Genomic DNA, 19,259 nt, shown 5'->3' on the forward strand with positions numbered 1-19,259 from the left:
TAACTATTGTTAAAAATTGGGGTTTGAGATTCTGCTTTGTGGTGCTGACACTACTGGTGGGATATTTTTCCAAATTATTAAAGAAAACATGAATTTTTGGTTTCTCCTCCTCCTAGGACTAGCTACTTATTTGATGGTGCAACGCAGTGCGCTTGGCATTACACGTACGCCTGTTTGGTTGTTATGGCTAGTTTTAATGACACCAGCATTACTATTGACTGGATGGACAGCCAGATATGGCATTAAACAACCTCCGCCACCATCACTGATTATCGGTTCTTCTATTGTTTGTCTCTTGTTATACTGGCTGTTATTTCAACGGGGGCGAACAGCGTCAACAGATAAGCAAACTGAACCTCAAACTCCCAAACCAGAATCGGTTATCCATCCTACCGCAGAACCAGTACCAGTGCGTCCCATTGAACCTACCGAAGAAAGCCAGCTACGAAATTGTTTTCCTTGGTCTGTATACTATATTCAAAATCTTGAGTATCGACCCCAAGCAATTATCTGTCGCGGACAGTTACGAACTACACCGCAGCAAGCTTACCAGCGAATTAAAGCCAACGTCGAATCACAATTTGGCGATCGCTTTTTGCTCATATTTCAAGAAGGCATAAATGGTAAGCCATTTTTTGTCTTAGTGCCTAACTCACAAGCCGCTTCAGCAGTTAATCAAAACAAAACCGAAAAATTAACCAGACCAGGATTAGCTCTTTTACTATTAATTACAACTCTTTTCACGACCACCTTTGTGGGAGCTAGAATTTCTGGGGTTGAACTCACAACATTACAATCTAATCCCCAAATTTTGTTAGAAGGATTGCCATATTCCTTGGGATTAATCACAATTTTAGGCACTCACGAACTGGGTCATTACTTAACAGCTAAATTCTACAAAATTCGCTCCACTCTGCCATATTTTATCCCCATGCCTTTCTTTTTAGGGACTTTCGGTGCGTTCATTCAAATGCGTAGTCCAATTCCTAACCGGAAAGCTTTATTTGATATCAGCATTGCCGGGCCAATTGCCGGATTTATCGCCACATTACCGATTTTAATCTGGGGTTTAGCTCATTCTGAAATCGTCCCAATGAATGACAAAATGGGTATTCTCAATCCTGATGCCTTGAATCCGAAATATTCTATTTTATTAGCTTTGCTTTCTAAGGTAGCTTTAGGCAGTCAACTCACAGCTAAATCTGCTATTGATTTACATCCTTTAGCTGTAGCTGGTTTTTTAGGATTAATTGTCACAGCCTTAAATTTAATGCCCGTCGGACAACTCGATGGCGGACACATTGTTCATGCAATGTTTGGACAACGCACCGCTATGATGATTGGTCAAATAGCGCGGTTGTTACTGCTATTACTGTCTTTGGTACAGTCAGAATTTTTTGTTTGGGCAATAATTTTATTATTTATGCCGCTAGTTGATGAACCAGCATTAAATGATGTTAGCGAATTGGATAATGGACGCGATATTTTGGGATTAATGGCGATGGCTTTATTAATTATCATTATTTTGCCACTACCACAGGCGATCGCTAACTTACTCCAAATTTAAACATCCTTCCAAACGATACCTACTGACTAAATTGATAGTAGCCCACCCTGCTAGGAGCGATCGCTAATTAATAAATTCGGCGATGCCGTACTCTCACCGCTAAGGCCTTCTACAAGATTAGCGATCGCACTAATAGACATCATCATGATCACCCACATTTAGTAGGAGAATTGCGTCTTCTTTGCCTTCTTCTTGGTTAGCCACAAATTCAAAAAGAATGCGATAGCTGTAGTCAATGGAGCAAGCCCAAATTCCAGCAAACTCGCCTGAAAGCTTATGAGTTTTCAACGTAGGATGGAAAGGATCTGTGGCAAGTTGTTATAGAGTTTCTTCAATCAAGGTGCGTAATTGAGGATTTTGACGTACCATACGCTTAAAAGCACGTAGAGATTTTGGACTCCAAGCGATTTCTCTCAAGCATCCAACTCCGCTAAAAAGTCTTTCACAGAACCGTATTTAATTCCGCCTTCTGCAACCTCTTGGCGAATTTCTTGGACTTCTTCCAAAAGCTGCTGGCGTTGTTTTCTATGCAAGCGTTTTGCTAAAATTTCTAGTAATGATTGCTGTTCTTCTAGCGATAAGGATTCTGCAACATCGATCGCATTTTGCAGTCGAGAAGTTTTGGAGATATCTGTCATTGTTGACTCAAATTAGGTTATTCAGGCTAATTTAATCATAGTTGCTTCTGCCTGCGATCGCTCACAACTATCCCCAGCTATGAGCGATGTCTGAAGACAAGCCACTCCGTGTCTACGCACTTGTAATTTTTACTGGCTGTCCTATGGCTTTATTGTCCACGTCCTGGTTTGTAATCTGTGAGAATCTGGAATGTTGGCACGGGCAACTGTGAAGAGATTATCCAATGCACAAATAACGGAATGTCGGTGCATTGGCATCCAGTCAAGGACTTGGTAGCGATCGAAAAGTAAAAATTATGGCTTAAAAATTCGGTTTTCATCAAAAATATGACATTCATAGAGATTCCAGTCAGAAAAAGAGAGACGTGCAACATCGCACGTCTCTACTTTTTTAGGAAGCTGAATTACTAACTTCTGCTGCTTTTGTCGCAGCTGAAGCACCACCCATCCGAATTTCTGAAGTAAAGGAAGCCATACTAAAGCCACCAAAGCGTTTGAGAATACTAACGCGCATTCTTAAATTGGGACTGGCAAACCACAGACGTTCTTCCGACCACATAGTTTCGTATTCTGTGGTTAAAGTTAATGCGTCATCACTACCCATTTTGTAACGACCGGCGACAGGCGCTTTTTCGGCATAACCCATTTCGCGCAGTAATCTACCTTCATTGGGATTATCAGCATCGGGGACAGTAACTAGCACCGTTGAACCTGTGTGTTTTTCTTCATCCCATTCCATAGTGCCGTTCCAGGTGACTCTTGCACCACAGGTAGCTTCACTGGGGTTCACTTCGTACTGTTGACACAGTTTGATCACTTCGGGATGATCTGCTGCCAACATCTCAATTACAATATCGGATTTACCATCTTCAGACTGTTTAAATGCTAAGTGATGGCTAGTGCGGTGTGAAAACCATTTACCAGCACTTAATTCAAAAAACTCTTCAATATTCATGAATTAAATTACCCTGCATCGAAATACTAAAAGTCCCTCTTATTATTAAAAGGTAGCAGGAGAAGGAAATTTTATGTTTGCTTGCCTTTTTCTTCAATTCGCTTGAGGCCGATTCTTGCTGCTTCGGCAACGTTAGGATGACTATCTTTCTCTAAATATTTTAAAGCGGAGATACTCTTGGGAGTTGGCAGATTCCCCAAAGCTTCTGCCAGTCTTTGTCTAACGAACCAATCATCTGACTGAGCAAATTTGAGAATACTATCAACTGCTTCTAAGTCGCCAATTTCACCGAGTGCAGAAATCGCTGCTTCTTTTAAAACCGCTTCATTACTATCCAAAGCCTGCAAGAGAATTTGACGGGCGCGTGGATCTTTCAGATTGCCTAAAGCGACAGCTGCACTAAAGCGGACTAGCCAATCAGTATCTTCATAAAATGCCCTAGCTAATGCTTCAAATGCTCTGGTATCACCTAAATAGCCCAATGCACCAGCAGCATCGGCACGAATGCCATAATCAGGGTCAGTTTGCAAAATTCTGACCAAAATAGCGTAGCATTCGTCAGTTTGCTTGACTCCCAAGGCAAAGATAGCCATAGAACGCAGTTGCAGAGAATCGTCATCTAAGACTTTTTTAATTAAAGGGACTGCATCTTCAGCAGGGACATCGCGCAGACTGGCAAGTGCAACCATGCGATCGCGTAAGTTTGAACTTTCTAACTGAGCAGAAATTTCCTGTAAGGGTAGAGCGGCCATTTATGATTCAAGCACTTTCTTTACTTATCTTTACTTTAACTGATTTGCCCAGTAGACTGCTGTTATTAATTTTTTTGTTCTGGTATCAGTCCTCGACTAGCTACTTCTAGTCCCGAATTTCTTACGTATGGGTAGAGAGTGTGGGGAGTGTGGGGGGAAAGATTTCTTCACTATTCTCCCACCCCTCCCACACTTCCCACTCCCCTGGATTTCTCTCTTGTGAGAAATCCAGGTAGTTTGGCTTGACGACGAGTATCTCCGTAAGGTAAATGATTTATTATACTTAATTCATTACATATCTTCGAGGGTGACAGGTAATAAAAATTACTTTATATATAGAACTTATGTAGCCATGATCAAACACATGAAGTTACCATCCTTAATCATCAGCATTTTAATTACTGTTTGTTACACTCAAATTTTTAAACATAGTATATCTTTAGCAAAATCAGATTTAATTTTAGATGAAGCAGCCAGTTTAAATTTATATTTAGTAGCTAAGTCAGATGATCTTTCACTTGTAGAACAACAAGTAATTAGTGAGACAAATAAAGTTAGACAAAATCCTAAATCATATATCCCAATTTTGGAAAGCTATCGCCAGAGGTTTCAAGGTAAACGTGTGAGATTATCATCCAATTCTTACTTAATTACCCAAGAAGGAAATAAAGCTGTGGATGAAGCGATCGCCTTTCTTAAATCAGCACGCCCTGTCGGAGCATTAAGTATATCTAAAGGAATGTCTTTAGCTGCAAAAGCTCATGTTAAAGACCAAGGTAATAAAGGGACTACAGGTCATTATGGTGGTGATGGGAGTAGTCCTTTTGATCGCCTAAATCGCTATGGTAAATGGCAGAAGACTGCGGCAGAAAATATCAGCTATGGCCCGAATACAGCCCAAGATATTGTTATGCAATTAATTATCGATGATGGAGTTCCATCACGCGGTCATCGTACTAATATCTTTAACCCTGCATTTAAAGTTAGTGGTGTCGCTTATGGAACTCATAAAAAATATCAAACTATCTGTGTAATTAACTACGCTGGAGATTATCAAGAGAAAGAAAATTAGACTGGCAAATCTCTGTTAACTATGTCAAGATGAATCAATGCGTTGTGGCGAGGAGAACAATGGTTTAATCAAAAAATCCCTGAAATTTAAGTGATTTTACTAGGTATATTACTGCTATAAATTAAATTTAAATATCTGACTACTAAAACCTTGAAGCAAGGTAGATTTGCCTGACTCCATAAAATAAGTATTTTTGCTATGTAAAATAGTATACGTTTGTTTTATCCTAGATACTGGAGCAAGTATTCAACAAAAAGCAAGTGACTGAAACAAGTAGGATTTTTCAACATTCAATCCAGGATACGAGATTTTGAGGAAGAGCAATGCCAGGAAATGAGTGGGAAAAAATACGTCACCTTTTGGTTGTCCAAGACTTACAAGGACAAAGAACCATCCCACTACAAGAAACTACTTATTCCATTGGTCGAGATTCCAGAAATGCGATTGTGTTGCGATCTCGTTCCGTATCTAGACAACATGCCATTTTACTGCGTGTGACTCTTCCCGAAACTGACCAATATGGGTTTCGGATTATTGATGGCAACTTTAAAGGTAAGTCTAGTACTAACGGGTTATACGTCAATGGAATGAAATGCGTTTCCCATAATCTTCAGCATGGTGATGTGATTGCGTTTGGGAATAATCAAGTCCAAGCTAAATACTATGCAGTTTCGCATATTTCGGAAAAAGCTTTTTCCGAAAGTGTTGATATTGAAAACATCTCAGATTTTCTCTTAGAGCAGGCTCATGCGGCCAATCCTTTTCCCACCTTAGCGGTTGACCCTAATTTTGAAGCGGCCAGTGAAACTGCCCTAGCACGCCTAGCATCGTTCCCAGAACTCATTCCTAACCCAATTATTGAGATGGATTTGGGGGGAACAATTACCTATCTCAATCCAGCTGCATCGGCAAAATTTCCCAAGATTCGAGAAATTGGTAACAAGCATCCTGTACTGACAGGTTTACTCCATGCCTTGGAAGATCACCAGATCAATTCCTTTTCCCGTGAGATCACGGTTGATCAGGAAGTGTTTGAACAAGTTATTCACTACTTACCAGAAAGTGACTTAATTAGAACTTTTATAGTTAGGGATATTACAGAGCAGAAGCAAGCAGAAGCAGAATTGCGGCAACGCGATCGCCTATTGCAAGCAGTAGCCGAAGCTGCTAACTATTTGCTAGTGGAAATGAATTACGAAACTGGCATAGACAAAGCTTTGGCTGTACTAGGAGAAGCAGCTAAGGCTGATCGCGCTTATTTATTTAAAAACCATCGCCATTCAGATACAGGCGAAATGGCCCTGAGCTTGCAATTTTTCTGGACAAGAACAAATTTAACCGCATCTCGTTTTCACTGGCAAAATCAACTTTATCAATCTTCAGAATTAGCGCGTTGGTATGGCACACTCTCGTGCGGAAAATCGATTAGTGGCAATATCAGGGAATTTCCGGTAGCAGAACAAAAGCTATTAGCAAAAGATGGAATTCAATCTTTGCTTTTAGTTCCCTTAAGGCTAGAAGATGAGTTTTGGGGTTGTATTGGTTTAGCCGACTGTACTTCTGAGCGTACTTGGTCAAGGCATGAAGAATCAACACTATTGACAATGGCGGCTAGTATTAGCGGTGCTTGGCAGCGTCAAAAAGTAGAAGAAAAAATCCGCTACCAAGCACTGCACGATATGCTGACGGGCTTACCCAATCGGTTCTTGTTTAATGAAATCTTGGCTAAAGCTATACCCAACGCCACACGCAACCGTGAAAGTTTAGCTGTGATGTTTCTGGATTTAGATCGCTTCAAAGTGATTAATGATACGTTAGGGCATACCATTGGTGACAGACTACTACAAATGGTGGCACAAAGGCTCAAAGAATCTCTCAGAGAAGGAGATACTGTTGCTCGTTGGGGAGGAGACGAATTTACAATTTTGTTGCCCCATATTAAATATCTTGATGAAGTAGCTCAAGTAGCCCAAAGAATCCTGCAATCCTTAGAAAAGATTTTCTGTCTTGATGGCCATGAACTGTACATCAGTGCGAGTATTGGTATTTCTGTTTTTGATGACCACAGTCATGATGTTGAAACCTTAATTCAACATGCAGATACGGCGCTGTATTATGCCAAAGATGAAGGCAGAAATAATTATCAGTTTTATACCACTACCCTCAGTGGCAAAACTCCAGAACTGCTTAACTTAGAAAAAAGCTTGCGCTATGCCGTAGAAAGAAACGAATTGACGGTGTATTATCAGCCCCGTGTTAATATTGTGACTGGCAAAATTACTGGGATGGAAGCTTTGGTGCGCTGGCAAAACCCAGATATGGGACTAGTAGCGCCGAATATATTTATTCCGTTAGCTGAGGAAAGTGGATTAATTATTCCGATTGGTGCATGGGTATTACGCACAGCTTGTATCCAAAATAAAGCTTGGCAAGCAGCAGGATTGCCGCCTTTAACAGTGGCTGTCAATCTATCACCTAAACAGTTTCGCCAAGCTACCCTAGTAGAGGATGTAGCGAACATTCTAGCGGAGACAGGATTAGAGCCACATTTTCTAGAGTTGGAAATTACCGAATCAACAGCGATCGCTGATTTAGAATTTACCAGAAATGTTTTACAAAAGTTAGAACAAATGGGGGTTCACCTTTCCATTGATGACTTTGGTACCGGACACTCTTCGCTTTCACGGCTACAACTTCTACCACTACACAACCTGAAAATTGATCGCTCCTTTATTCAAGAGTTAACCACAGATGTGCGAGTAGCTCATATTGTGAAAGCAATTGTCACTTTAGGACGTAATTTAGGTTTAAGACTCACGGCTGAAGGTGTAGAAAAGCAAGAAGAACTAGATTTCTTAAAATCTATTAATTGTGAGGATGTCCAAGGTTATTTTTTCTATAAACCAATGCCATCAGAAAAAGCAACAGAAGTTCTGCAAAACAGACATTTTTCTGAACTAGAGGAGAAAAATGGCACAGGGTATAAGCACGTAAAATCTGAGGTTGAGAGAATGGTGTAGGCTTGGAAAAGCCTGAAAATTCCACCCTGACACCTGGACTCAACAATCATCTTTGTACATCAGTCCTGATAAATTAAGCATAAACCCTGAGATGATTTTGGCCAGAATCGCTATCTAGTGGGTAAATTGGGTATATATCCAGAAAATTTTTCTGTTTCAACCTAACCCACATATCGGAATGAGAGAACATTATCGAGATTTCTTAATTCGTAACTGGGAAAAGGGCGATCGCTCCAGGGCGGCCGCAGTCATCAGTTATGTATTATCAGAATACGGGTTGGGTTGGGAACCCAACGGTGCTGACCAAGATGTATTACAAGTTGAGGAATATTACTTAGCTACTGGCGGTGAGTTTTGGGTAGTGGAACACCAAAGCCAAATAGTCGGTACTGGGGCATATTACCCCATAAATCGCGGGGAAAAAGCTGTGGAAATTCGCAAAATGTATCTTTTACCAAGTGTCCGGGGTATTGGCTTGGGGAAATATTTGTTACAACAACTAGAAGCAGCGATCGCTAATCGTGGTTTCCAGCAAATTTGGATTGAAACAGCCAGCATATTAGTAGAAGCCGTGAAGTTATACGAAAGTAATGGTTATCAACCAGCGACGGGTGTGGAAACTGCACGATGCGATCGCGTGTATGTGAAATATCTAGACTAATTTCTATGCCCAGTTGGCAGAATCATTTCCAAGGTTTCCTGAACCTGTTTTTACAGTCCCATTGTCCTTTGTGTCAGCGAAGTACATCGGAGACTTTGTGTCTATACTGTGCCAGACAATTACACAACTGCGGTCAAAAACATCCTAGTGCATCATGGCAAGGTGAAATACCGATATTTGGGTGGGGTGTGTATGGTGGTAGCCTCAAAAGAGCGATCGCCGTGATGAAATATGAAAACCAACCGAATATTGCCCGTATCTTGGGTACATACTTGGGTGAAGCATGGTTATTAAACTCTCCTCAGCCTCATACCCAACCAGTAGTTGTACCCATACCGATGCACCCAGACAAGCAAAAGCAACGTGGTTATAATCAAGCTGCCTTAATTGCCGAAAGCTTCTGTCAGACAACTAAGTTAAAATTAAATCTAAATGTTTTAGAAAGGGTGCGAGAAACTCAAGCGCAGTTTGGTTTATCAGCTTCTGAACGGGAAAAAAACTTAGCTGAAGCTTTTGCTGTCGGTAAAGAATTTCGCCGTCAATGCCCCAGTATGCCAGTATTGTTAATCGATGACATTTACACTACTGGTGCAACCACCAAATCTGCCGTACAAACACTTCGCCAGTCGGGAATTACAGTGTTGGGGTTAGCCGCAGTTGCGATCGCCATCAAAGACCAACATAACTAATTCCTCTGCGAGTCATATCTGACAAATCTATAATTAAGCGAATACCTTGTGTATGGCAACACAGCCTGAAATTATGAGTAAAGCTTTTGCAGCAGGTTTCAAAAGATTCATCACTGTTCCTACTATTTTTCTGACAATTAGTATCAGTACAACAGCAGCATTCGCCCAAAGCAAGTTGTACAGTCCAATTCCGTTAACTAATTTGACAGAACTTTCCGATACACTCTCGGAAAAAGATATACCCACAGGACAGGGTGGGTTTGCCCGTGACTATACAGTTAAATTGAATAAAGGTGATAACCTGGCAGTTGATTTATCTTCCGAAAACTTTGACTGCATTATTACGCTGTTAGCCCCAGATGGTTCAACGGTGGCAGAAAATGATGACGGCCCCGATGGTACAAGTAACTCCCTATTATTTACCCGCATCAACGAAACAGGAATATATATTATCCGCGTTCGGTCTTTTGGGGAAACTGGAGTGGGTAACTTTAAACTGAAGGTGACAAAACTGCAACCGATTAAGTAAATTGCTGAGTGCGTTGCTTTGGTTCCCAAAGTTGTAGCAACTGGCGTTGCTGAGTTGAAAGTGCTGAGTAGTTATCCCGCTTTTGTTACCTTGAGCAGAGAATCATCTGAAACTCTTAGTTTTACGTTTATTCTCAACAAGGGTATTTAAATGATAAAGTGGGCTGGCGATCGCTCTGTGCCAGTTGCGTAAGTCCTGGATAAGTTATTGTGTTTTCTAGGAATTTAGATGTGTTGTAGCTTAATTATTTTGCCTGAATCAGATTATGCCAATGCCTGTTAACCTCATACTGGAAGTTCACAGGTTAAAAATTTATGTATATGGCATCGTCTGAAAATCAAGCTCTACCTAAACAAGACATTAAGTTACTAGTTTTAGATATCGATGGTACGATCGCTGGCAAATCTAATTCTTTAAGCAAACCAGTCAAGCAAGCGATCTCAGCAGCCCAAGCCAAAGGCATTCATGTTGCAATTGCTACTGGAAGAATGTATCGTTCTGCGTTACGCTTTCATCAAGAAATTCGCTCTAACTTGCCATTAGCGGCTTATCAGGGAGCCTGGATTCAAGACCCAACTAACCAAAAAATCCACTATCACTTACCTGTAGCCAGAGAAATTGCATACCAACTACTAGACTATTTTGAAGAACCCCAGTGGCGATCGCTTCTCTCTATTCACTTTTACATTAATGATCAACTGTATGTCCGGGAGTTAACTAGAGAAACTAAAATTTACGCACAACGTTCAGGAATTACCCCCATTGCTGTAGGTGATTTACGCAACATTTTAATTGAATATGAACCGACAAAAATTTTAGCTTTGTGTGATGACACAGAAGCAATTAGCCAATTATTAGGGAATTTGCGTCGCCAATATACGCCCGCAGAACTTTATCTCACAACTTCTGTTGCTACTTTTTTTGAAGCCACAAATCCTGCTGTTAATAAAGGTGCGGCTGTACGTTATTTCGCTGAAGAACTTCTCGGTTTAGAAAGGAATAACGTGATGGCTATTGGTGATAACTTTAATGATGTAGAAATGTTGGAATACGCTGGTATTGGTGTAGCGATGGGTGATGCACCCACAGAAGTACAAGCGATTGCTCAATGGATAGCCCCCAGTGTCGAAAAAGATGGAGTTGCGATCGCTATCCAAAAATTTTTACTTTCTTAAAACAAACTGTTTAAACTTTTTTACATTATGAAATCAGAAAGAGCGCCGACGACTGGCCGTGTTTCGTCTCGGCGCTCTTGCTGGTTCGCTCCTCACACAACTGCAAGTATAGTCGAACTACTTTTATGAGTCAATAGCTATGATAAAAACCGTTATATTTTCCTCAGAAACAATACTGATGTTCATAACTCCCACACAGCAGAAACTCCTAGTTTTTCTACTAGTAAATATCTCAGCAAATGTTGGGTCACTATAACCAAACCCAAGCGAGATTGAGCCAATTCTGGTGAATTAATTTTTACATCGCCCCAAATGCGACACTGACACCAAAATTTTTCCCAAGCCTGGCTCAACTTCCAAGCGGTTTTTTGCCAATGAATTGCATCACCAATCTCAGAACATACCAATTCGTCCACCACCTCCACTAACTGAGCCAGTAAATCCCTCTCTGTGGAGTGATGCAGCCAAAGTAGGTTGTCATGATTCAACCAAGGTATTGGTTGTTGAGATACTGGTTGCCACAATGTTGTACTTGTATCTGGTAGAGGTTCCCGCAGTTTAATTAATTTCTCACGATGACCCAGCAAGATTAATGAGCAACATCTTGCATAAGCGTGTTGAATTGCAAATATATGGGACGGGTTATAATTGTTAAATTTGGGAGTTGTGTTTTCTGTTCCCATCTTTCCGAGTTGTTCTCTACACCCCATAACCCAGTTTTGTAGCCAACTTGCCAAATATGTTGGTTTCAATTCAAAATAAATCCAACCAGGTGGAACAATTGTAACCATAAAAACGTCGCCACTGGTCGCCAATAATCTAGGGACAAGAGTATTAGCTATCTCCATAGCAGTGCAATTATGAGATTTTGCTAACTGCTGTGCCACTCCTGAGATATACAAGATTTTTTTATTATCTCTATCTTTGTATAGATGATTTTTTTTAAATTCCTTAATTTGTATTTTTTCAGTCTTAGTAAAATCACTGAGTGTTTCCTGTGACAAACTATTTAATAACTGCTTAATTGATAGCTGATTGCTTGTTATTAACCAATAATCCACTTAATCTGATAAGAACAGCTTTTGATTATTTCCCCAACAGTGGGTTGTCATCTTCCTTGAGATATAAGTTTTATCTATATAAAGAAAAATGAGAAGACCATAAAATTTAATAAATATTCTATGAATAGTAAGTAAACTTTACTACCATCATTGTACAGTAAGAAGTATAACAAAAGAGTAGGCGCTAAATTGCTCTCTACTCTTTGGATGGCTGGCGCTGTTAGGCGTTAAGCCTACCCGTCAACACAAAGACACTCCTTGCACCTTGTTTTATGACGTCTTTGTCTTCAGCCGAACGCTCTTTGTTACCTATGCAATCTCCATCCTCCTTTTCTGAGGCATCACGCCCCTTTTTGACTTGGCAACGTATTCTTGATTGGGCTCAAGAACACTATCGTTGCCGCACCTTTAGCAAAGATGAGCGCATTCCAGCTAGACCTGGTTTGCTGTATTTGGTGCAAAGAGGTGCGATCCGTATGGTAGGTACCGCTCAAGTGAGTGCTACTGCCAGTCAGTTAACATCTCGACGCATTAACAGAACTCCAGAAGAAGCTTTCTTGGGTTTTGTGGGAGCAGGACAACCATTTGAAATTGTGGCTCAGTCACCATTCACCCTCCAAGCATACGCCCATGTTGACCAAACTGCGGTGCTGTGGATGTACTGGCATGATTTAGACAACTGGCCTCACTTCCGGCGCGAGGTTATGGATGCCTTTAGGTATCAGCATCAGCGTAAATTGCTGTGGTTGAGTGCCTTGGGTCAACGGCGCACAATTGACCGCCTCTTAGGATTCCTCACATTGTTAATTGAGGAATATGGCGAACCCGCAATGAGCGAAACTGATCCCGATGTGATTCGTGGCTATTGTTTGCCTTTTCCCCTTACTCATGCCCAAATTGGTAGCGCGATCGGCTCTACTCGTGTAACTGTGACCCGCTTAATGGGCAAATTGCGTCAAAGAGGTTTAATCCTCACTCAAGGAGATAATCTCATTTGCTTGCCAGCAGAGTCGATTAATAGAGCAAGCTAAGACGCTATCCAAGTTCCTGTAACGGCATCTATCAGAACTTGATCCCGATCTGTCATCAGTAAGTTGGCGCAGCAACACCTCCTTACTTTTGTGTTTAACCAATCTGTTTGACCACCACAAACAGATTGTGCGTAATCGGGTATTTTCTGGATAAAACAGCCTGTGTGTGAATGTACAAGATATTCACTAGGGAAAAATCATAGTTCTTGGTAGAGAACTAAATTTTCGGATTTTGTTTGCCTGCTAACAACAGGAACTAGGTTGAATAATCAAGATAATGCTTGTTTAAGGCAAAAGTGTAGTAGATTCCAGTCATAAAGATCAGCCAAATTTCAATCAAGTTTGGGTGGTCTGAAAACAACTCAAAATTAGAGTCGAAAGTATTGATTACCCAAGACTTTTTCAGTGCCATTGTCTGTCTTGTTGTTATCAGTGGTGCAGTGAAAATACGGTTAATTAATTCAAAGAATTGGAGCCTAACCCTAGGCTCCAATTGTCATTTTTGCCTGTAGGGTGAAAGGGTATGGGGGTGTATCTATTCACAACCTCTACACCCCATACCCTCACACCCCTTTACCCAATCTCCACAAACAATCTTTGTGCGTAAGCCCTATCAGTCTTGATTAGCGCAGTCTGACAAACCCAGCTTTCGCAATTAATTCTTGACCTTGATCTGTCAGCAATAAGTTAGCGTAAGCTTCACCTGCTTGCTGATCTGCTTGTCCATTTTGTTTGACGATGACAAATAAACGTCGGGTGATGGGATAATCACCAGTTTGAAATGCTTCAGTATTCAGTTGATTACGCTGTTTTGGACATTTGTCTAGGGGGATATAAGGTTTTGTGTAAGGTTCAATAAATTTGTTTGGCTGTTTACCTAGGGGTAAGGCTTTGACGCTGCATTGTCCGACTACCTCTGGTGCGGAAGCATAGTAAATTGTACCAGGATTTTTGGCTACTTCTTTTAAGGCGTTAGTCGTAGTGTCGATAAATTGGACGTTGCTACCAAATTTTTCGCCACTTAGGACGTTTTCTTCAAAAAACTCAATGGTGCCACTATCTTCTGGACGGCGAGAATATGGTGTTATGGGTAATTTTGGCCCGCCTAACTGTTCCCAATTATTAACTTTACCCGTGTAGATATCTTTTAGCTGGGTGAGGGTTAAGCCAGGAAGATTGAGAGTTGGGTGAACTGCGATCGCAATTCCATCAATTGCTACAGGTATTTCTTTGAGTGCAAACCCTAATTTTTTTGCTTGTTCATTTTCTTCTGGCTTCACAGCGCGAGAAGATTGAGCAAATGCTAACTGATTACCCAGCAGCATCTTAATTCCCGTCCCAGAACCGGGTGCAGCTTCTATCGGCTCGGTGTAACGTAGTTGAAATTTGGGCCAGACAATGGCCACGGCTGAATCTACCTGCTGGCGGATCGGAGCCCAAGTAGTGCTACCCCCATAACTAAATAACCCCGTCGGGACATCCGGTATTTGCGAGAAGGTATCTGTACTTGGTGTTTCTACCCTTGTTCTTGTGAGATAACTGCCTTTGATGCCATAGCTGTGAGAAAACCACCACAACAAACCACCTACTAGCCCCAAGGTGATTGCTAGTGTTAGAACCAAAACTTTAGTCTCGTTAGTTCTATGTTGTTGTGTCATAGTTGGTGGTGTAGTTTTCTTACCCTGAAAGTAATTTCTCATTTTATGGGTAACGCTAGGTTAAAGTTTGATTAAACTCTAATTTCCTAGTTGCCATTTTATTGGTACGAAATATGCTACACAGTAAGGAGATGAGATTCCTGAAATTACTGGCAGTACAGTAAACATAGACTTTTACTGTATTTTATTTAAAACATAATAGACAATAATTTATATATAAGTTGAAATAGTGTGGTTACGGCAATAGCTATTAAACTGCCGGCAATTCCTAATATTACTATTTGTTGAATATCCATTCCTGCTTGCAAGGCAGGAACAAAAAGAACGATCGCAAAAGATATTACTGCCACAATTAATAAATTTGTGGTTTTAATCCAGCGTCGAGTTTGAGCAAAAATCATCCCACTCAAAATCACGATGGCAATAGTGAAAGCGATCATGGGTGATATCAGACTAGAGAGAGCGATCGCTATTAATGCACCTTCAAAACCACTCACAGCAGCCCCTGATAATAACTCTGTGGTCGAAAAAGTTGCAGGTGGCTGTATAAGGGGCGGTTGAGTTGGTGTATTTGTGAGTGTAGTTGGGGGGATGAACTGCGGAAACAGTTCTTTGAGTACTTCCTCGGCGGATTGAAAACGTTGACTGACAGCAGGCAACAGCATTTTATCTAAAACATTGGCTAGTCGGGGGTCAATATCCACATGCGATCGCCAAGTCCACTGGTTAATTAGTGGGTCGAATAACTGGGTGGTTGGTTGACTGGTGAGTAAAGTCACAGCAGTTACCGCTAAGGCATATAAATCTGTACAGGGAAATACTTGATTTCCTGTCATTTGTTCTGGGGGGGCAAATCCGGCGGAATAAATTCCTGTAGATGAGGCGACTGTCCCTGATGCCACATTTGTCACTTGCTTGACTGCGCCAAAATCTAACAGAAATAATTTCCCATCTTGGCGGCGCATAATATTCGATGGCTTGATATCTCGATGAATAATATTTTTATCATGGACAAACTTGAGGATTTTGAGAATTTCCTGCAACATATATAAAATTTCTGCTTCCGAAAATTTCCCCTTTTGGGTTAATTCTTCCTCAAGATTCAGACCATCAATATATTCTTGGACTAAGTAAAAAAACTGTTCTTCGTGATTGGGTTGAGTAAAACTAGGAACAGTAATTTGGAAAAAAGCGTAGAGTTCTGGAATTTGTTCGTGTTCTCGGCCAATTTCGGCTAAGACATCTGCTTCTCTTTCAAACAATTGTTGAGCGATTCGCAGTTGATTAGCACTAACATTTTCCGCAGGCTGGAACTGTTTGACTACACAGGCGCGAATTCCTGGAATGCGGCGATCGCGGGCGAGAAAGGCAGAGGCAAATCCTCCCCGACCCAGTAATTTGGTAGACATATATCTCCCATCAAGGATGAGTGGCATACCACAGGTAGCGCAATATTTTTGCTGCGCTGTTTTGAGGGTTGACACATCATCTAGGTCGGCAAAATAATTTTTTGGGCGGGGGCAGCGTGGACGAGTGCAGTAAGCTTCCATGTTAGTTTTTAGTCAATAGTCCACAGTGAATAGTCAATAGCCTGTAGCCCTTAACTAATGACTATTGACTATTGACAAGTATCAGCCCTCGTCAGAGGAACTGGGTGTTGCTACATCAAATGTATTTGCTACTAGCTTTTTTTGTGACAATTTTATCAGGTCTTGGTTCCATCCTGGAGTTGCAAACTGGGGTAATATTTCCTGGCTGAATGCTTCTGCGGCTTTGGATCTATACCGGTTGGGATTAAAAATCAGCCAGAGTGTGCGTTTAACAATCACGCCTTCGATGGGTGAGCAGTGCAGTACACCCATTTGTAACTCTTTGGCAATGGCGGATGTCGAGACGAAAGCCGCCCCCAATCCTGACTGTACGGCATTTTTGATGGCTTCGATGGAATTGAGTTCCATTTCGATTTTGAAACGTCTGGTATCAATTTCGCAGCGTGCTAGTACTTGATCGATGACTTTGCGAATAGTGGATTGAGAATCTAAAGCGATGAATTGTAATTTATATAAGTCGTCTTTTTGAATGGTTTCAAGTTTAGCAAAGGGATGAAACACTGGCAAAATCAGGGCTAACTCATCTTCAGCGTAAGGAATAATTTCCAAAGATTCGGCTAATTCACCAGGAATTTCCCCACCGATAATGGCTAAATCAACTTGGCCGTTGGCGACACTCCAAGCAGTGCGGCGAGTTGAGTGGACGTGCAGTTGCACTGCCACATCGGCATATTTTTGGCGAAACATGCCAATCATCCGGGGTAATAAATAAGTCCCGGTGGTTTGAGATGCACCGACAATTAAAGTCCCACCTTGGAGATTTTGTAGATCCTCAATGGCGCGACAGGTTTCTTGGCACAGACTGAGGATTTTTTCGCCGTAACTTAACAATAGATGTCCAGCTTCGGTTAATTGGGCGCGACGGCCGCCACGGTCAAATAAAGGGACATCTAGTTGCCGTTCCAGGTTCTGCACTTGCAAACTCACGGCAGGTTGGGAGACATACAAGCTATCAGCAGCACGCTTGAAGCTCCCTTCTTGTGCGATCGCTTTCAGGATACGTAACTGATCTAAAGTGAAAGGAAGGTCAGACATAAGGTTCAACCCACAAACTTTGAAAGGAGCAGAGTTGGCAATACATCGGATTTGATCACCAAAAAGTAAAAAATGATTTATTCCATCTTCAAATCGGAAGACTTGACTCGAAAAAAACAGTGCTACTGCATCTTCGCGCAAGTCCCCTGTTGAATACTTTGTGTTATTGGTTGTACTGTATTAACTTTTGTTTAAATAACTTCACCCATGTCTACGATGCCTAATCCTTTGTTTACTCCCAGTCATTTTGTCATGTTGGGGTTACAATTTGCTTTTGCGATCGCCCACAGTGGCGGGGCTGCTCTACGTCCATTGGCTGAGAAGCACATAGGAGCAAGGCTTTATCGCATTTTGTTTGCATTAGTTAGTTTACCGTTGGCTGTCATCTTAATTACTTACTTTTTTAACCATCGTTATGACGGCTGGCAACTCTGGCAGGTACAAGGAGTCCCAGGAATACAAGCTGTAGTTTGGGTGTTGTCAGCAATTTCGTTTTTATTTTTGTATCCTGCCACCTTCAATCTACTAGAAATTGCTGCTATTCAAAAGCCCCAAGTTCATTTGTATGAAACTGGGATTATCCGTATTACCCGTCATCCCCAGATGGTAGGACAAGTTATTTGGTGTTTCGCCCATACGCTGTGGTTAGGGACAAGCTTTACTTTAGTCACATCTTTGGGATTAGTCTTACATCACCTATTTGGAGTTTGGCATGGCGATCGCCGCTTATCCCAACGCTACGGCGAAGCTTTTGAACTTGTCAAACAAAGAACTTCCATCATCCCTTTCCAAGCTATTCTTGATGGTCGTCAGTCTCTGAAATGGCCAGAATTTATCCGCCCTGCTTATTTAGGAGTAGCAATTTTTGTTGGTCTACTGTGGTGGTTACATCCACTGTTGATCGTAGCAACTAGTAAAATAGAATGGTGATTTTTACTGATCCCAGCTATCAACAAAAAATCTGCGTAAATGCCAATTTCAGCTTATCAATTGCTGCCAAATCAATGTAGGATCAAATCAAATAGTTGTCAGTGGGGGGAAGCTTAACCAGTTTGATCTTCATATAGTGGTAAGTCGCTGGTCATAAGTCTTAGTTGAGATTTTCATGGCACAGTCTTCTCAACACCCTCGATGAAAGCGGCAATCAGGAGTTAAAAAAATCTAAAGGCCACCGTGAAAGTCGTGCTGGCTTTTTTATCAGAGTTAAAATCAAAGCGGCAGTAATTTTTTAATCATCTTAAATCCTGAATGCTAACTCATAGATAGGTGCTGACTAAGTTGCCAATTCTTCCTGCTGATAGCTAGTTTGATATTAAAACCCTATAATTTTCGAGGCATCATGGTGTTGTCGGTTAGTGAGCGGACATTTACTCAAGAAGTTTTAGAATCTCCAGTACCTGTTTTAGTGAATTTTGAAGCACCTTGGTGCGGCCTATGCCGTATCATCCACCCTTTGTTATTACAATTTAAATCTCAATGCGGGGAGCAAATTAAATTGGTGGGAGTGAATGCAGATGAAAACTTCAAACTATCCAATACTTATCGTCTCAAGTCACTACCTACTTTACTTTTAGTAGAAAACGGCATTATCCGACATCGCCTAGAAGGTTTTCGTGGCAGAGACGATTTACGTCTGGCTCTAGAAGAAATCAAGCTCACTTACACCAACTGTTCTAAAACATACAACCACTCCCAAACAGCCGATTTAGAATGTCGGACTGCATAATATAGCGTGATTTGTCAATGGTCAATAGTTGATGATCATTAGTGAAAGATGCTATTGACTTCAGCCAAATCTAAAACCAT

At 41.2% G+C, this 19,259-nt stretch carries 19 protein-coding genes; 10 read left to right on the forward strand and 9 right to left on the reverse strand.

Going from position 1 to position 19,259, the window contains the following annotated elements:
• Positions 1-88: 88 nt before the first annotated feature.
• A complete protein-coding gene (locus H6G28_RS15150; RefSeq protein WP_190671787.1) occupies positions 89-1,567 on the forward strand; it encodes a site-2 protease family protein in 1,479 nt (492 codons plus the stop codon).
• Positions 1,568-1,696: 129 nt separating this feature from the next.
• Here H6G28_RS15150 and H6G28_RS15155 read toward each other — a convergent pair whose 3' ends face one another.
• The 5 genes from H6G28_RS15155 to H6G28_RS15175 all read right to left on the reverse strand — a co-directional run bounded on the left by H6G28_RS15155 (position 1,697) and on the right by H6G28_RS15175 (position 3,912).
• Positions 1,697-1,855: a type II toxin-antitoxin system RelE/ParE family toxin gene (locus tag H6G28_RS15155; RefSeq protein WP_242054588.1), complete on the reverse strand. Its 159-nt coding sequence runs from the start codon at positions 1,853-1,855 to the stop codon at positions 1,697-1,699.
• A gap of 125 nt (positions 1,856-1,980) precedes the next feature.
• Positions 1,981-2,205 (reverse strand): hypothetical protein, encoded by a 225-nt coding sequence (locus tag H6G28_RS15160; RefSeq protein ID WP_190592616.1) that lies wholly within the window; start codon positions 2,203-2,205, stop codon positions 1,981-1,983.
• Between the two features lie 149 nt (positions 2,206-2,354).
• Positions 2,355-2,543: a hypothetical protein gene (locus H6G28_RS15165; protein ID WP_190592615.1), complete on the reverse strand. Its 189-nt coding sequence runs from the start codon at positions 2,541-2,543 to the stop codon at positions 2,355-2,357.
• 53 nt (positions 2,544-2,596) lie between these two features.
• Entirely contained in the window at positions 2,597-3,160 is a 564-nt protein-coding gene (locus H6G28_RS15170; RefSeq protein ID WP_190592614.1) for a phycobiliprotein lyase, read from the reverse strand.
• Between the two features lie 71 nt (positions 3,161-3,231).
• Positions 3,232-3,912 carry a HEAT repeat domain-containing protein gene (locus H6G28_RS15175; RefSeq protein ID WP_190592613.1) on the reverse strand — a complete coding sequence of 227 codons (681 nt, stop codon included), beginning with the start codon at positions 3,910-3,912 and terminating at the stop codon, positions 3,232-3,234.
• A 364-nt stretch (positions 3,913-4,276) separates the two neighbouring features.
• On the opposite strand from H6G28_RS15175, the gene H6G28_RS15180 reads away from it, so the two are divergent.
• The 6 genes from H6G28_RS15180 (at position 4,277) to H6G28_RS15205 (ending at position 11,058) form a co-directional block, all read left to right on the forward strand.
• Complete coding sequence (locus H6G28_RS15180) at positions 4,277-4,984, forward strand: CAP domain-containing protein (RefSeq protein WP_190671789.1); 708 nt, start codon at positions 4,277-4,279, stop codon at positions 4,982-4,984.
• 323 nt (positions 4,985-5,307) lie between these two features.
• On the forward strand, positions 5,308-8,004 hold the full coding sequence (locus tag H6G28_RS15185; RefSeq protein WP_190671792.1) for an EAL domain-containing protein: 2,697 nt from the start codon (positions 5,308-5,310) through the stop codon (positions 8,002-8,004).
• A gap of 178 nt (positions 8,005-8,182) precedes the next feature.
• Positions 8,183-8,665: a GNAT family N-acetyltransferase gene (locus tag H6G28_RS15190; RefSeq protein ID WP_190592610.1), complete on the forward strand. Its 483-nt coding sequence runs from the start codon at positions 8,183-8,185 to the stop codon at positions 8,663-8,665.
• Between the two features lie 5 nt (positions 8,666-8,670).
• A complete protein-coding gene (locus tag H6G28_RS15195; protein ID WP_190671795.1) occupies positions 8,671-9,354 on the forward strand; it encodes a ComF family protein in 684 nt (227 codons plus the stop codon).
• Between the two features lie 73 nt (positions 9,355-9,427).
• Entirely contained in the window at positions 9,428-9,883 is a 456-nt protein-coding gene (locus tag H6G28_RS15200) for a PPC domain-containing protein (protein WP_190592661.1), read from the forward strand.
• 314 nt (positions 9,884-10,197) lie between these two features.
• Positions 10,198-11,058: a Cof-type HAD-IIB family hydrolase gene (locus tag H6G28_RS15205; RefSeq protein ID WP_190592608.1), complete on the forward strand. Its 861-nt coding sequence runs from the start codon at positions 10,198-10,200 to the stop codon at positions 11,056-11,058.
• Between the two features lie 182 nt (positions 11,059-11,240).
• Here the strand turns inward: H6G28_RS15205 and H6G28_RS15210 are convergent, their stop codons facing one another.
• Positions 11,241-11,849, reverse strand: coding sequence for a glutamate acetyltransferase (locus H6G28_RS15210; protein ID WP_242054589.1), 609 nt, complete (start codon positions 11,847-11,849; stop codon positions 11,241-11,243).
• A gap of 542 nt (positions 11,850-12,391) precedes the next feature.
• Here H6G28_RS15210 and H6G28_RS15215 point away from each other — a divergent pair.
• Positions 12,392-13,150, forward strand: a complete 759-nt coding sequence (locus tag H6G28_RS15215; protein WP_017654928.1) for a Crp/Fnr family transcriptional regulator — start codon at positions 12,392-12,394, stop codon at positions 13,148-13,150.
• Between the two features lie 623 nt (positions 13,151-13,773).
• On the opposite strand, the gene H6G28_RS15220 is transcribed toward H6G28_RS15215, so the two are convergent.
• The 3 genes from H6G28_RS15220 to H6G28_RS15230 all read right to left on the reverse strand — a co-directional run bounded on the left by H6G28_RS15220 (position 13,774) and on the right by H6G28_RS15230 (position 17,453).
• Positions 13,774-14,808, reverse strand: coding sequence for a PstS family phosphate ABC transporter substrate-binding protein (locus tag H6G28_RS15220; protein ID WP_190671801.1), 1,035 nt, complete (start codon positions 14,806-14,808; stop codon positions 13,774-13,776).
• 188 nt (positions 14,809-14,996) lie between these two features.
• Positions 14,997-16,358, reverse strand: coding sequence for a serine/threonine-protein kinase (locus H6G28_RS15225; protein ID WP_190671803.1), 1,362 nt, complete (start codon positions 16,356-16,358; stop codon positions 14,997-14,999).
• Positions 16,359-16,439: 81 nt separating this feature from the next.
• Positions 16,440-17,453 carry a LysR family transcriptional regulator gene (locus H6G28_RS15230; protein WP_190592604.1) on the reverse strand — a complete coding sequence of 338 codons (1,014 nt, stop codon included), beginning with the start codon at positions 17,451-17,453 and terminating at the stop codon, positions 16,440-16,442.
• Positions 17,454-17,660: 207 nt separating this feature from the next.
• Between H6G28_RS15230 and H6G28_RS15235 the strand changes: the two genes are divergently transcribed.
• Positions 17,661-18,383: an NnrU family protein gene (locus H6G28_RS15235; protein WP_396020689.1), complete on the forward strand. Its 723-nt coding sequence runs from the start codon at positions 17,661-17,663 to the stop codon at positions 18,381-18,383.
• Positions 18,384-18,792: 409 nt separating this feature from the next.
• Entirely contained in the window at positions 18,793-19,179 is a 387-nt protein-coding gene (locus H6G28_RS15240; protein WP_190592603.1) for a thioredoxin family protein, read from the forward strand.
• Positions 19,180-19,259: the final 80 nt, after the last annotated feature.

This window comes from Nostoc sp. FACHB-190 (assembly GCF_014696905.1).
Lineage (GTDB): Bacteria > Cyanobacteriota > Cyanobacteriia > Cyanobacteriales > Nostocaceae > Nostoc_B.

Coding starts and splice junctions, on each gene's coding strand:
- H6G28_RS15195 (WP_190671795.1), top strand. CDS start 8,671: ATGCCCAGTTGGCAGAATCATTTCCAAGGTTTCCTGAACCTGTTTTTA.
- H6G28_RS15215 (WP_017654928.1), top strand. CDS start 12,392: ATGACGTCTTTGTCTTCAGCCGAACGCTCTTTGTTACCTATGCAATCT.
- H6G28_RS15240 (WP_190592603.1), top strand. CDS start 18,793: ATGGTGTTGTCGGTTAGTGAGCGGACATTTACTCAAGAAGTTTTAGAA.
- H6G28_RS15200 (WP_190592661.1), top strand. CDS start 9,428: ATGAGTAAAGCTTTTGCAGCAGGTTTCAAAAGATTCATCACTGTTCCT.
- H6G28_RS15220 (WP_190671801.1), bottom strand. CDS start 14,808: ATGACACAACAACATAGAACTAACGAGACTAAAGTTTTGGTTCTAACA.
- H6G28_RS15170 (WP_190592614.1), bottom strand. CDS start 3,160: ATGAATATTGAAGAGTTTTTTGAATTAAGTGCTGGTAAATGGTTTTCA.
- H6G28_RS15175 (WP_190592613.1), bottom strand. CDS start 3,912: ATGGCCGCTCTACCCTTACAGGAAATTTCTGCTCAGTTAGAAAGTTCA.
- H6G28_RS15190 (WP_190592610.1), top strand. CDS start 8,183: ATGAGAGAACATTATCGAGATTTCTTAATTCGTAACTGGGAAAAGGGC.
- H6G28_RS15205 (WP_190592608.1), top strand. CDS start 10,198: ATGTATATGGCATCGTCTGAAAATCAAGCTCTACCTAAACAAGACATT.
- H6G28_RS15230 (WP_190592604.1), bottom strand. CDS start 17,453: ATGTCTGACCTTCCTTTCACTTTAGATCAGTTACGTATCCTGAAAGCG.
- H6G28_RS15210 (WP_242054589.1), bottom strand. CDS start 11,849: ATGGTTACAATTGTTCCACCTGGTTGGATTTATTTTGAATTGAAACCA.
- H6G28_RS15225 (WP_190671803.1), bottom strand. CDS start 16,358: ATGGAAGCTTACTGCACTCGTCCACGCTGCCCCCGCCCAAAAAATTAT.
- H6G28_RS15165 (WP_190592615.1), bottom strand. CDS start 2,543: ATGAATGTCATATTTTTGATGAAAACCGAATTTTTAAGCCATAATTTT.
- H6G28_RS15180 (WP_190671789.1), top strand. CDS start 4,277: ATGAAGTTACCATCCTTAATCATCAGCATTTTAATTACTGTTTGTTAC.
- H6G28_RS15235 (WP_396020689.1), top strand. CDS start 17,661: ATGTCTACGATGCCTAATCCTTTGTTTACTCCCAGTCATTTTGTCATG.
- H6G28_RS15160 (WP_190592616.1), bottom strand. CDS start 2,205: ATGACAGATATCTCCAAAACTTCTCGACTGCAAAATGCGATCGATGTT.
- H6G28_RS15150 (WP_190671787.1), top strand. CDS start 89: ATGAATTTTTGGTTTCTCCTCCTCCTAGGACTAGCTACTTATTTGATG.
- H6G28_RS15185 (WP_190671792.1), top strand. CDS start 5,308: ATGCCAGGAAATGAGTGGGAAAAAATACGTCACCTTTTGGTTGTCCAA.